The sequence below is a fragment of the Paenibacillus sp. GbtcB18 genome (genome assembly GCF_019091125.1).
Lineage (GTDB): Bacteria > Bacillota > Bacilli > Paenibacillales > NBRC-103111 > Paenibacillus_F > Paenibacillus_F chitinolyticus.
Window position 1 is genome coordinate 163,882 of sequence record NZ_JAGXJX010000005.1, and the last position, 13,742, is coordinate 177,623.

The 13,742-nt window shown below is 57.3% G+C and carries 11 protein-coding genes; 10 read left to right on the forward strand and 1 reads right to left on the reverse strand.

Annotated features, from left to right (window positions below; genetic code table 11):
- Positions 1-243: 243 nt before the first annotated feature.
- The 5 genes from KVT34_RS16580 to KVT34_RS16600 all read left to right on the forward strand — a co-directional run bounded on the left by KVT34_RS16580 (position 244) and on the right by KVT34_RS16600 (position 4,622).
- Complete coding sequence (locus tag KVT34_RS16580) at positions 244-1,029, forward strand: methionine ABC transporter ATP-binding protein (RefSeq protein ID WP_042231015.1); 786 nt, start codon at positions 244-246, stop codon at positions 1,027-1,029.
- Entirely contained in the window at positions 1,026-1,694 is a 669-nt protein-coding gene (locus tag KVT34_RS16585; RefSeq protein ID WP_217559929.1) for a methionine ABC transporter permease, read from the forward strand. Before KVT34_RS16580 ends, KVT34_RS16585 begins: the two co-directional genes overlap by 4 nt.
- 56 nt (positions 1,695-1,750) lie before the next feature.
- Positions 1,751-2,617, forward strand: coding sequence for a MetQ/NlpA family ABC transporter substrate-binding protein (locus KVT34_RS16590; RefSeq protein ID WP_217559930.1), 867 nt, complete (start codon positions 1,751-1,753; stop codon positions 2,615-2,617).
- Between the two features lie 478 nt (positions 2,618-3,095).
- Positions 3,096-3,446 (forward strand): c2 calcium-dependent domain-containing protein 4C-like protein, encoded by a 351-nt coding sequence (locus KVT34_RS16595; protein WP_217559931.1) that lies wholly within the window; start codon positions 3,096-3,098, stop codon positions 3,444-3,446.
- Positions 3,447-3,566: 120 nt separating this feature from the next.
- Positions 3,567-4,622 carry a CotH kinase family protein gene (locus KVT34_RS16600; protein WP_217559932.1) on the forward strand — a complete coding sequence of 352 codons (1,056 nt, stop codon included), beginning with the start codon at positions 3,567-3,569 and terminating at the stop codon, positions 4,620-4,622.
- A gap of 14 nt (positions 4,623-4,636) precedes the next feature.
- On the opposite strand, the gene KVT34_RS16605 is transcribed toward KVT34_RS16600, so the two are convergent.
- Positions 4,637-5,647: a LacI family DNA-binding transcriptional regulator gene (locus KVT34_RS16605; protein WP_217559933.1), complete on the reverse strand. Its 1,011-nt coding sequence runs from the start codon at positions 5,645-5,647 to the stop codon at positions 4,637-4,639.
- A gap of 138 nt (positions 5,648-5,785) precedes the next feature.
- On the opposite strand from KVT34_RS16605, the gene fucU reads away from it, so the two are divergent.
- The 5 genes from fucU to KVT34_RS16630 all read left to right on the forward strand — a co-directional run bounded on the left by fucU (position 5,786) and on the right by KVT34_RS16630 (position 13,680).
- Positions 5,786-6,211 (forward strand): L-fucose mutarotase, encoded by a 426-nt coding sequence (gene fucU / locus KVT34_RS16610; RefSeq protein ID WP_217559934.1) that lies wholly within the window; start codon positions 5,786-5,788, stop codon positions 6,209-6,211.
- Positions 6,212-6,271: 60 nt separating this feature from the next.
- A complete protein-coding gene (locus KVT34_RS16615) occupies positions 6,272-8,062 on the forward strand; it encodes an L-fucose isomerase (RefSeq protein WP_217559935.1) in 1,791 nt (596 codons plus the stop codon).
- Between the two features lie 27 nt (positions 8,063-8,089).
- Positions 8,090-9,616 carry a rhamnulokinase gene (locus tag KVT34_RS16620; RefSeq protein ID WP_217559937.1) on the forward strand — a complete coding sequence of 509 codons (1,527 nt, stop codon included), beginning with the start codon at positions 8,090-8,092 and terminating at the stop codon, positions 9,614-9,616.
- Positions 9,609-10,271 carry a class II aldolase/adducin family protein gene (locus tag KVT34_RS16625; RefSeq protein WP_217559938.1) on the forward strand — a complete coding sequence of 221 codons (663 nt, stop codon included), beginning with the start codon at positions 9,609-9,611 and terminating at the stop codon, positions 10,269-10,271. The genes KVT34_RS16620 and KVT34_RS16625 overlap by 8 nt, the downstream gene beginning before the upstream one ends.
- Before the next feature lie 352 nt (positions 10,272-10,623).
- Positions 10,624-13,680 (forward strand): glycosyl hydrolase, encoded by a 3,057-nt coding sequence (locus KVT34_RS16630; protein ID WP_217559939.1) that lies wholly within the window; start codon positions 10,624-10,626, stop codon positions 13,678-13,680.
- Positions 13,681-13,742 lie beyond the last annotated feature (62 nt).

Below are 13,742 nucleotides of genomic sequence, written 5' to 3' on the forward strand. Positions count from 1 at the left end.
GGAATAATATGTTAAACATTAACATCAAGCGCCGGAAGCCGTCAATCCTCGTTTTTTATTCTCAAAAGGCGGTTGACAAGAGGGAAAAGCTGATATAAATTAAACAAAAGACATTGGTTTAGTCGGAAATAACTTCATAAGTCGTTAGTTGACCAGATCGCTGGAAACTAAGCTCTTTACCGGACGGCCGGTAAGGTGGGCTTGGTTTTTTTTATTGAAAAAATTTCCGGGCAGGTGTAGCACATGATTCTCGTAGAAAATCTGACCAAGTCGTACAAAAGCGCCGGCGGCCCCGTAACGGCCCTGGAAAACATCAATCTGCGCATACAAAAGGGGGATATTTTCGGCATCATCGGATTTAGCGGGGCGGGGAAATCCACATTAATCCGCTGCCTCAACCGGCTGGAGGAGCCCGATTCGGGCACGGTGGAAATCGAAGGGCTGCGCATCACCGACCTGGACGAGAAGGAGCTGCGGATGGCCCGCCGTAAAATCGGCATGATTTTTCAGCAATTCAATCTGCTCGATTCCAAAACCGTGTTCCAGAACGTGGCGTTTCCTCTTAAAGTGGCGGGAGTTCCCAAACCGCAGCTGGCCGAGAGAGTAAGAGAGATTCTGGATCTGGTGCAGCTGGGGGACAAAGAAAACGTCTACCCGTCCCAGCTCAGCGGAGGCCAGAAGCAGCGGGTCGGCATTGCCCGGGCGCTTGTGAACGAACCGGACGTCCTTCTGAGCGATGAAGCGACCTCGGCGCTCGACCCGCAGACGACGTATTCGACGCTGGAGCTGCTCAAAGACATTAACCGCCAGCTGAATTTGACGATTGTGCTGATCACGCACGAGCTGGACGTCCTCCAGCACATCTGCCGCAATATGGCGGTCATAGAAAAAGGTAGAATTGTAGAGACCGGAACCGTGGATAAGTTCTTTCTCCAGCCGGAGAGCGATACCGCAAGAAGATTCGTCAGTATTATCGACCATTACCGCAGGGAGCGGACGGTTCTGGAAGGAGCGGGGGCAGGCATATGAGAGACGATTTGGTCGGGTTGCTGGTCGAAGGACTGCAGGAGACGCTGTTCATGGTCGTCTGGGCTTCCTTGTTCGCTTTTCTGCTGGGCAGCGCGCTCGGCATCACTCTGGTAGTTACCGAAAAAGGCGGCATTCTTGCGGCCCCCAGGCTGAATAAAGTAATCGGGACCGCGATCAATGCGGTACGGTCCCTGCCGTTCATTATTCTGATCGTGCTGCTTCTCCCGCTTGCCCGGCTCATTGTCGGCACGACGCTGGGACCGACGGCGGCGATTGTGTCCCTCTCGATCGGAGCCGCTCCTTTTCTGGGACGGATTATCGAAAACTCGCTGAAAGAAGTCAGCTCCGGCAAAATCGAAGCGGCCAAATCGGTCGGCGCCTCGCCCTGGACCATCATCTTCCGCGTGCTGATACCGGAGGCGCTTCCGGCCCTGATCCGGGCTGTCACGATCGGCGTCATCGCGATCACGGAATTTACGGCGGTAGCGGGCGCCATCGGTGCGGGAGGTCTCGGCAGCCTGGCCATCCGGTTCGGTTACCAGCGCTTCCGGGAAGATATCCTGATTGCCACCGTTATTCTTATTATTCTGATTGTCCAGATTATCCAGTGGTCCGGCGATTCCATCGCCAAATCGGTCATCCGCAAACGCTTCAAACTTGAATAAACGATCCGACCGTTTTATCTGTTTTTCCATTACATAGAAGAAAGAAGGCGTGTTTCATGACACCCACACGATTAAGCGCACTTGCAGCCATTCTGCTGGCTGTTACGTTGACGGCTGCCGGATGCGGAAGCCAAGGCAAAGGAGAGGTAGCCGCTTCGGAGAAAGCCGGCAGTACGCCGGGAGCGTCCAAAGAACCCGCCAAAGAGGTGAAACTTACCGTAGGAGCGGCGGCCGTTCCGCATGCGGAGATTCTGGAAGTCGTAAAACCGAAATTGAAAGAGCAGGGAATCAGCCTGGACATTAAAGTGTTCGATGACGAAGGCCAATTGAATCCGGCTTTGAAAGACAAACAGATCGACGCGAACTATTTTCAGCATGTGCCGTACCTGGATTCGGTCAAGAAAGAGAAAGGGTTTGACTTTGCGGTGACCGCCAAGGTTCATGTGGAACCCATCGGATTTTATTCGAGCAAGCTGAAATCGAAGGACGAGATCAAAGAAGGCGCGAAAATCGGCATTCCGAACAATCCCTCCAATGAATACCGGGCGCTGGTCCTCCTGCAGCAGCAAGGGCTTATCAAGCTGAAGGAAGGGCTGACCACCTACGAGGCTACGCCGAAGGATATCGTGGATAATCCGAAAAACCTGAAGTTTTTCGAAACGGATTCCGCCACTCTGCCGAGGGCTCTGCCGGATTTGGACGGTGCGATTATTAATACCAATCTCGTCCTCGAAGCCAAGCTTGATCCCAAATCGGCCTTATTCCGGGAGGATGCCAACTCTCCTTACGCGAATGTGATCGTAGTCCGCAAAGGCGATGAGAGCCGGGAAGAAATCAAAAAGCTGGATGCGGCGCTTACCGGCCCGGAAGTGAAGAAATTTATCCAGGACAAATACGGCGTTGCCGTTGTCCCGGCTTTTTGAACAAGGCTAAGGTCCTAAACTAATCGTATGTCTGAAAAAAAGACGCACAGACCGAATTCCGGGCTGGGGCGTTTTTTTGCGATATTAGAGTGAAGGGAATACCTGTGCAAACGGATATTTTAAAAACGAGACAAGAGTACACCAATGACCATACCGATCTGCATGTTAGCTCATATGTATATACTATCTTGATAGATGGAGGGTAGTTCAAATGAGCGAGTATCCCGATTTATTTGAAAGTTGGTGGGCAAAGGATGAACGAGCTCAGTCGGTTGAAGGTATAATAGAACCTCCCGGTTTTCAGGGAGATCGTTTGGACCGGCGTACAACAGGAGATCGGGCAAGGGACAACCGGACAAGAGGAAACCGTCCCGCAGATCATCGGACTTTAGGTAACCGCACAGGTGGCAGTCGGACCTTAGGTCATCGTACGGCAGGCAGCCGGAGCGATGGAAACCGGAAGGAAGGAAACCGCACGTTGGGTAACCGTACGCTGGGTAACCGGACGGAAGGGCGGAGAGACGAATTCGGCTTGCAGCATCCGCAAAACCTTCCCGGAGGAATCTGGCCGAGTCACTGGGACGCACCTGCAGATCGACTGGAGAGGGAATTCGCCAGGGAAGATCGCACCGGGGACAGGCATACCGGAGGCAACCGTACGCGAGGCATCCGTACCGAAGGCAGTCGTACGAGAGGAAACCGTACCGAAGGGAGCCGTGCGGGAGGAAACTATTCGGGAGGAAACCGTGCGGGTGGCCGCCGGACGCAAGGGTTCCCCGCGCGCCTGGCCGCTCCCGTATTCACAACGAAACCGGCCAAAAAACGTTAGATTGAACTTTGGTGGTCCGCATTGTGCCGCGGCGCCTGCATTTCGCATAAGGTAACGTAACAAGAACAGCCTATCTTGACGGATAGGCTGTTTTCTTATAGCGAAAGGCGGAGGAATCTGATGTCGCTTCCTCATTTTCAACTGACAATCGGCACCGATGGGGACCGCAAACTGAGGCAAAATGTGTGGAACCGCCGGTTCGTGCCGGCGCTTCTGTCGGACGGGAGCGGCAGCGTGCCTATCCGAATCGGATACCGGGGCGGGCATACCCGCGAATATGCGAAGAAATCGTATGAAATCCGCATAAAGGGCAGGACCTATCATCTGAATGCCGAATACGACGATCCTTCGCTGATCCGCAATGCGTTGTCGTTCCGGTTTTTCCGGACGATCGGCGTGCCGAGTCCGCACACCCGTCATGTCGTGCTGACGATCAACGGCAGAAACGAAGGCGTGTATGTGCTGATCGAGGCGGTTAAGCGGTCTTTTTTCCGGCGGAGGGGGATTGTTATGAAGTCTCTCCTCTATGCAAGCAACGACTGCGCGAATTTTTCACTGAAAGATCCGGATACCCGCAAGCGTAAAAAGACCTTGTTCGCCGGCTACGATCTCATGATCGGAACGGGCCGGGACCGGGACAAGATGAAAGCGTTCATCCAGTCCATCCATGCGCTTAAAGGAGACCGACTGAAGGCTTTTCTGCGCAGGCACGTGGATCTCGACAATTACTTGCGATGGCTGGCCGGGGCCGTGATGACGGGGAATTATGACGGTTTCGAGCATAACTATGCGATCTACGAGCATAAACCGACCGGGAAGTACCGGATGATTCCGTGGGATTACGAAGGCACTTGGGGGCGGAATTGTTACGGGAAAAGAGTAAACAGTAATCTCGTGAGGATCACCGGGTATAACGACTTGACCGAAAAAGTGCTGGAAAGCAAGGAGGTTCGGCAGCGGTACAAGGCTCTTTTGAAACACCTTACGGGCACGGCGTTTACGAAGGACCGCATCATGCCCGTCGTGTATGAGATGCACGAACGCATTGCCCGGGATGTATACAAGGACCCCGGCCGTCAACAAAGTCTGTCCCTGTTCCGGTCGGAGCCTGAAGTGATCGAGCAGTATATCGAGGACCGGCGGAAAGATATCCAAGAAGAAATCCGGCTGTTATAGGTTCGTCCGGCGGCTCACCGGTCCCATGTGCGGGTCGAGGAACGGATGAGAAGTTCGGAGGGCAGCATGATTTTGCGGTTATCGGAACCGGGGCCGTTCTCGATCCGTTCGATCAGAAGCTGCATGCCGAGGGCACCGAACTGATACGCGGGCTGGGAGGCTACGGTCAGAAAAGGATTCACGGTCTCGGCGGGACCTAAATCGTCGAAGCAGACAACCGACACATCTTCCGGAACGGATAAGCCTCTCTGTCGGAGTGCACCGATAATCCCCACGGCGAGCAGGTTGTTCGCCGCGAAAATCGCCGACGGCGGGGAAGGAAGAGAGAGCAGCGCCTGCAGCGAGGCCTCGTCCTGAAACTCGCGGTAGTTCAGCGACACGACCAGGCTCTCGTCCAGGGGCAGTCCGCCGAGCAGATGCGCTTCCCGGTAGCCGGTATACCGGAGCCGGGCCGTAGATACATCGGGCGAGCCGTTGACCAGAGCGATGCGCTTGTGTCCGAGGCCGATCAGGTGCTCGACTAGTTTTCTCGCCCCGTCTTTGCTGTCCCCGAGAACGACATCCGTCTCGATCCCGGGCACTTCACGGTCCAGAATCACGAACGGAATCCCGTGCTTCTGAAGCTGCCGGAGCTGATCAAGAGAAGCGTCTCCGGTAGGAGCGAACAGGACGCCGTCCACCCGGGTGGAGAGGATCATCTCCACGTAGTCTTTTTCCTTGCCGTAATCCTCGTCGCTGTTGCCGAAGAGAAGCTTGTAGCCGGACCGCTTCGCCGTATCCTCGGCTCCCCGCGCAATCGTGGTGTAGAAAGGATTCGTAATATCCGTAATCAGCAGCGACAACAGCTTCGTTTTTTGCAGAACGAGGCCGCGGGCCATGGAGTTGGGGATATAATTCAGCTCTTCCATCACCTTGCGAACGCGCTTGCGGGTCGCCTCGCTGATTCTTCCGGAGTTATTGATAACTCTGGAAACGGTCATGGCGGAGACATTTGCTTTTTCGGCTATATCATAGATTGTAATCAATCGTTATCACCTTTTCATGCTTGAGTGAGTTTATTGTATAAAAGAAAACCGTTGACAGCAAGAGAGGGAGCTGTTAATTTTGTGTTATCGGTAACTCTAATTTTATCTCTAGCTGGAACAGAGAGAGGAGACGACTTGATGCTGAAAGGAATTCCCTCCATTCTTTCGCCGGAACTTCTGAAAGTGCTGATGGAAATGGGCCATGGGGACGAAATCGTCCTGGGGGACGGCAACTTTCCGGCGGCGAGCCATGCCAAACGCCTGCTCCGCTGCGACGGTCACGGCGTGCCCGAGCTTCTGGAAGCGGTTCTTGCCTTGTTTCCGCTCGATACATACGGTGATCAGCCGGCTCAGCTTATGGCGGTCGTTCCGGGCGATCCGGTTCAGCCGGTCATTTGGGAGACGTACGGTGAAGTGATCGGAAGGCATTTGCCCGGCGTCCCGTTGGGGCAGTTGGAGCGATTCGCTTTCTACAAACGGGCCAAAGAAGCTTACGCCATTGTCGCCACAAGTGAAAGCGCTTTATATGCGAACGTTATTTTAAGGAAAGGCGTCGTTACGTGACTGTAGAAGGTCTATTTATACGATGAGGTTTATCGATAACTCTATAAGGAGGAAGATCAAATGACCAACCGTGAACACAGATGGAGCCGTCCATTCCCGAAAATCGGCATCCGTCCGACTATCGACGGACGCCGTAAAGGGGTGCGCGAATCGCTTGAAGAACAGACCATGAACATGGCTAAGGCGGCCGCCGCCCTGCTCAGCGGCAATTTGCGCTACCCTGACGGAACGCCGGTGGAATGCGTCATTGCCGACACTTGTATCGGCGGCGTAGCGGAAGCGGCTGCGGCTGCGGACAAATTCGCCCGGTCGGGCGTGGGCGTATCCGTCACCGTGACTCCGTGCTGGTGCTACGGAACCGAGACGATGGATATGAACGCCTCTATTCCGAACGCCATCTGGGGCTTCAACGGGACGGAGCGTCCGGGAGCCGTTTATTTGGCCGCCGTGCTTTCGGCCCATGCGCAGAAAGGGATTCCGGCATTCGGCATCTACGGCAAGGATGTGCAGGACGCGGGCGCGGCCGGCATTCCAGATGACGTGCGGGAGAAGCTGCTCCGTTTTGCAAGGGCGGCTCTGGCCGTGGCGGTGATGAAAGGAACGTCCTACTTGTCCGTCGGCTCCGTTTCTATGGGAATTGCGGGTTCGATCGTAAGCGAGGAGCTGTTCCAGAATTACCTCGGCATGCGCAACGAATACGTGGATATGTCGGAGCTTGTCCGCCGGATGGAAGAAGAAATTTACGACAAGGAGGAGTATGGGCACGCACTCGCCTGGGTGAAGGACAACTGCAAGGAAGGCCCGGACAACAATCCTGCGGCCATTCAGACGTCCCGGGAACGTAAGGACAAGGACTGGGAAACCGTCGTTAAAATGACCCTGATCATCCGCGACCTGATGACCGGAAATCCGAAGCTGGCCGAACTTGGTTTCGGCGAGGAAGCGCTGGGGCATAACGCGATTTTGTCCGGCTTCCAGGGGCAGCGCCATTGGACGGATCACTTCCCGAACGGGGATTTCATGGAAGCGATGCTGAACAGCTCCTTCGATTGGAACGGAAGAAGAGCGCCTTATCTTGTGGCCACCGAGAACGACAGCCTGAACGGCGTAGCGATGCTGATGGGATACCTTCTGACGCACACGGCCCAAATTTTCGCCGACGTCCGCACGTACTGGAGCCCCGAATCGGTGAAGCGGGTGACGGGTTATACGCTGGAAGGCGCCGCGGAGCACGGGATTCTCCATCTCATCAATTCCGGCCCGGCGGCACTGGACGGTACGGGGCAGCAGTCCCGGGACGGCGCGCCCGCCATGAAGCCTTATTGGGAGATTACGGAGGAAGAGGTGGACAAATGCCTCGGCGAAACGTCCTGGCGGCCCGCGGCCGTGGAGTATTTCCGGGGCGGCGGCTACTCGTCGGACTTCCTGACGAAGGGCGGGATGCCCGTCACGATGACCCGGATCAACCTGGTGAAGGGCCTGGGTCCAGTGCTTCAGCTTGCCGAAGGGTACACCGTCGATCTGCCGGACCACGTGCACGACGCGCTGGATAAGCGAACCGATCCCACATGGCCGACGACCTGGTTCGCGCCGATCCTGACGGGAGAGGGCTCGTTCCGCGACGTGTATTCGGTGATGGACAACTGGGGCTCCAATCACGGCTCCATCTCTTACGGGCACATCGGGGCCGATCTCATTACGCTCGCGGCGATGCTGAGAATTCCCGTTTCCATGCACAATGTCGATGAGAAAAATATATTCCGGCCGCGCGTATGGAGTTCGTTCGGGACCCGGGATGAAGAAGCGGCGGACTTCCGCGCGTGCGCTAACTTCGGCCCTTTGTATAACTAAAAAGCCGGACAGGGAGAGGGACTTTTCATGAGCGTAGAAAAGAACGGCCTTCACATGCTGGCTGTGGACTTCGGAGCGAGCAGCGGGCGGACGGTGCTCGGCACTTTCAACGGATCGCGTCTGGCCGTCGAGGAAATCCACCGCTTCTCCAACGATCCCGTCCGCCTGGGCGGCAGTCTTCACTGGGATTTTCTGCGGCTGTTTCACGAGATGCTCCAGGGCATCCGGGCCTGCAAGCCGTTTACGGCGGGGGCTCCCGCTTCGCTGGCCGTGGACACGTGGGGCGTGGATTACGGACTTGTGGACGGCAGGGGCAGGCTGCTCGGGAATCCTTACCACTACCGGGATTCACGGAACGAGCCCGCGATGCGGCGGGTGCTGAACCGGATACCGGAAGAAAAATTGTACCGGCGCACAGGCATCCAGACCCAATCGATCAACACGCTGTTTCAGCTCGAAGCGGAAAGGGAGGCGGCCTCCGGGGCCGGCGAAGATGTGCGGATGCTGTTTATGCCCGACTTGTTCCGCTACTATCTATGCGGAGAAATTTCGGCGGAATACACCATCGCCAGCACGTCCGGTCTGCTCGACCCGCAGCTGCGCGGCTGGGATGAAGAAGTGCTTGCCCTGCTTCCGCATCCGCGGGCGATGTTCCCTTCCATCGTGATGCCGGGAACCGCCACCGGCAGTCTGCGCGCCGCATTAGCCGAAGAGCTGCAGATGAGCAGCTTCCCGGTCGTGGCGGCGGCTTCCCATGATACGGCCTCGGCCGTAGTATCCGTCCCCGCGCAAGCCGGCGGCAGCTATGCGTTTATCAGCTGCGGCACCTGGTCGCTGATGGGGGTGGAGACGGAGCGGCCCGTCATCACCGAACAGAGCCGGAAGCTCGCCTTCACGAATGAAGGCGGAGCGGACGGCCGCATCCGGCTGCAGAAGAACATCATGGGCCTGTGGCTTTTGCAGGAATGCCGCCGGTATTGGGAGCTGGAAGGCGAGACGCTTACCTTCGGGGACATGCAGGCGATGGCGGCGGGAGAAGAAGCGGCTGCGGCCTACGTCGATCCGGAAGACCCCGTGTTCCTGGCGCCGGGGAACATGCCGGAGCGCATCCGCAGCCGGTGCCGGCAGACCGGCCAGCCCGTCCCGCAGACGAAGGCGCAGCTGATCCGCTGCATCGTGGAAAGCCTGGCGATGAAATTCAGCCAGACCCTCCACGAAATCGAGGAGCTGCTGGGCCGGAGGCTGGACGCCGTCCATATGGTCGGCGGAGGTATCCGTAACCGGCTGCTCTGCCAGCTTACGGCGAATATCACCGGCCGGTGCGTCATCGCGGGGCCGGTCGAAGCGACCGCCGTCGGCAGCCTGCTGATGCAGGCGAAGGCCCGCGGCGAGCTTCATACCCGGGACGAAATGCGGCAGGTCGTGCTGGCCTCATTCCCGCCGGATGTGTATTCTCCCGAGGATACCGGCCGGTGGCAGGAAGCTTATGCGCGTTACAGGAAGATCAACGCAAACGCCCATCATTCCGAGAGGAGCGTCAACGGAAATGACTGAACGGAAACTAAGAGAAGAATTAACGAAGTACGCCGCCAAAAGCGTAGCGAAAGGTCTGGTCGTCGGCCCCGGAGGCAATATCAGCGCAAGGTCGGGAGAATTTATGTACCTGTCGCCCAGCGGATTTGCACTGGAAGATATTGAGCCGCATCAGTGGGTGCCGGTCCACATTCCTACCGGTGAAATCGGGGATACCGACTTCCGCCCTTCATCCGAGGTGCTGATGCACCTGTTCTGCTACCGGGCAAACCCCCTGCTCCAGGCTATCGTGCACACGCATCCCGCCTACTGCATTGCCTTGACGCTTGTGGACGATGAGCTGCCCATGCTTTTTCCGGATCAGGCGGCACTTGTAGGGGATGTCGCGTTTGTCCCTTATGTCGTGCCGACGACGGACAAACTCGCTCATCTGGTGGCGGAGAAGGCGGACCGTTACAGCTCCATGCTGCTTAAAAATCACGGTCTGGTGACCACGGGCAAAAATCTCCGGGAAGCGTACTACCGGACCGAAGTGATGGAAGAGAGCGCGAAAATTTATATGATCGCCAAATCGGTCGGAGAGCCCAGACGACTGACGGAAGAGGAATATAAAGAGATTCAGGGGCTGGAGAGCGAAGCTTACCGGGTTCAACTGCTTCAAAATATGAAGGAGTAGCTTCGGGGGATGGCCGCAGTATGGCAGTGTTGCCGGATGACTATGGCTGCATGCTGAGGTGTCCGGCGGTTCAGAGGCTTAAAAGGAAAAAACCGCTTTTCCGTTAATCGTACCAGCGTACTACTGTAAGCGCAGTCCACCGGGGCTGCGTTTTTCTTTTATTTCGTTGAAGGGGAAGGAGAAAAAAAGGGAACCGATCCGAAATGAGGCGCCTGTTCGAGGCCTCCGGTAGGCTGATACGATAAAGACGTACGGGCTTCGTCCGTTCATCCTAAAAGGAAAGGGAGGAGGGGTTCGAATTCCGATAAAATGAAAGCGTTTCCCAATGACTTAACTTTTAAGGAGGAATGAAATGAAAAAACTTTTTGCCGGTCTGCTTGCACTGGTCCTGCTCGTTTCCTTGCTTCCCGAACGAGGCACTTCCGCTTTTAGCGGCGAGGTCGCTCTGGGTTCCGGTTCTTACTCGACCGTGCTGCCTCCGGGCTCCGTCGATACACAGAGCATGATCTACAAGACCGCGAACGTCACCGGAGCGATGCCGACCAACGACTGGTGGAGCAACCTCGCCTGGGACACCTTCTCGGAAGCCCAATATCCGCATCCGCTGGCGATGAAAAACGGCTCCGGCGGCATCCGCATTTATTATCCGGGCAACCGGATCACGGCGAATTCCAGCTGCGTCTGCGGCTGGATCAACGACATTCACGACTTCACAGTCGGCCACACGGGCGTGGCCGCTTTTCCCGACGCGAAGGTGGACGGTTACAGCGACTGGTTTGTGAAGTCGCAGTACAAGAGCGGCGCCAGCGAGATGAACGTCAGCTACGGGCATGGTTCGCCGTACGTCTACTTCACTTATGCGGGCGGAAATCCCAAGCTGAGCTTCTACGACGCGCCTGCCGTATGGTCCGGAAGCGCGAGCACGCCGGTGCTCGGCATTACGGTCGCGGGCGCTCACTACGGTTTGTTCGGGGCGAACGGCAGCACATGGAGCGGGATCGGCAGCGGCACGCTGACGAACAACGGCAGCTCGTACTTTTCCGTCGCGGTCTTGCCGGACCCAAGCCAGTCGACGCTGAACAAGTTCGCTCAGTACGCTTACTCTCATGTCACCGGCACGCAGGTGTCCTACAGCTACAATTCCGCCGCAAGTGAAGTGACATCGACTTTCACTTTCACGACGCAGGCTAAGCAGGGCTCGCAAAGCGGTACGATTTTCGCCCTGTATCCGCATCAATGGAAGAACAGCCCGACGCCGCTTCTGTCCTATACGTACGGCTCGGTGCGCGGCCTGATGAAGACGGGCGAAGGAGGTTCCTTCCAGACCCGCATGAAGTTTAACGGCGTCCTCCCGGCGCTGCCGGACAAGGGCTCCTACGACCGCGGGCAGCTGCAGCAGTACATCGACCAGGCGGAGGCCGAAACGTACACCGGAGACGGCGACACCTACTGGATCGGCAAGCGCCTCGGCAAACTCGCCTCGCTGGCTCCGATCGCCGACCAGATCGGCGATACGACGGCGGCGAACAAGTTCCGCAGCGAGATCAAGAGCATCCTGCAGAACTGGTTCAAGGCGAGCGACGGTAGCGGTAATCTTAAGAGCGGCAACGTGTTTTACTACAACCGCAACTGGGGCACCGTGATCGGCTACCCGGCCAGTTACGGCTCCAACAACGAGCTGAACGACCACCATTTCCACTACGGCTATTTCATCAAGGCTGCCGCGGAGGTCGCACGTGTGGACAAAGCTTGGGCTTCCGCCTGGGGGCCGATGGTGAATTTGCTGATCCGCGACATCGCCGGCAGCAGCCGCACGGACACGATGTTCCCTTACCTTCGCAACTTTGACCCGTATGCCGGCCACTCATGGGCTTCGGGGCATGCTCGGTTCGGAGACGGCAACAACAACGAATCGTCTTCCGAAGGCATGAACGCCTGGGCGGGCATGATTCTGTGGGGACAGGCGACGGGCGACACCGCGATCCGCGACACGGGCATCTCTCTGTACACGACCGAGATGAACGCGATCAACGAATACTGGTTCGACGTGACGGACGCAAACCGTCCCGCAGGTTTCACCCGGTCGACGGCGAGTATGGTCTGGGGCGGCAAAACCGTCGGCGACGGAACCTGGTGGACCGGCAATCCGGAAGAGGTCCACGGCATCAACTGGCTGCCTTTCACGGGAGCTTCGCTTTACCTGACGCAGTACCCCGACTATGCCGCCAAAAATTATAACGCGCTGGTATCCGAGAACGGCGGCACGAATTTCGACGCTTGGGAAGATCTCGTCTACATGTACCGGGCGATATCGAATCCGGCTGAAGCGAAAAGCTTCTGGTCCTCGCGCGGCAATGCGCTTTCGGCCGAAGCCGGGAACTCCAAGGCGTTTGCGTACCATTGGATCTACAATCTGGACGCAATGGGTGTCCAAGACCGCACCGTGACAGCCGATACGCCGCTCTACGCCGTATTCGTGAAGAACGGCGTCCGCACCTACACGGCATACAACACGGGCAGCTCTGCGATTAGGGTCACGTTCTCCGACGGTAAGACGATGTCGGTGCCTGCGAACGGTTCGAACACGGAAGGGGCCGGAGGTTCGACACCAACACCGACACCAACACCAACACCGACGCCGACACCAACACCGACACCAACACCGACACCAACACCAACACCGACACCAACACCAACACCAACACCAACACCAACACCAACACCAACACCAACGCCGGCTCCATCGTCTGCGCCGATTCCCGGCAAAATCGAAGCCGAAAGCTACGCTTCAATGAACGGCGTCCAGACGGAAACGACGACGGACACGGGAGGCGGCCTCAATGTCGGCTATCTGGACACGGGGGACTGGATGGACTACCGCGTCAATGTCGCGAAGGCCGGAACCTACACGCTGCAGGCTCGGGTGGCCAGTCCGAACGGAACCGGCCAGTTCCAGCTCCGCTCCGGCAGCAATACGCTGGCGACGGTGAACGTCCCGAACACCGGAGGCTGGCAGACCTGGACGACGGTCTCGGCCCAGGTGCAGCTGGCAGCCGGCCCGCAGACGCTGCGGGTCGCGATCAGCGGTCCGCAATTCAACATGAACTGGCTGCAGTTCGCAGCAGCGGACAACGTACTGACCTATACCGCTTCGGACTATACCGCTACGGTTACGAAGTCGGGCGCGTCGGAAACGGTCGTATTCGCTCCGAAGACGTCTGCGGCCTATGTAGACATCCACTACAAGGTGAACGGAGCGAACCAGCAAAACGTGCGGATGACCGCCAACAGCGGCAGTTGGACGCATACCATCCAGGGGCTGGCAGCCGGTCAGCAGGTCGAGCTGTGGTTCACCTACGAGAAATCCGGTCCGCAGTACGATTCGGCTCACTATACCTATATGCATTGAGGCTTTGCGGTGGACTGCACAGGATGCTTGGCCGGATATCGGTAGAAGCCGGACCGGCCTGG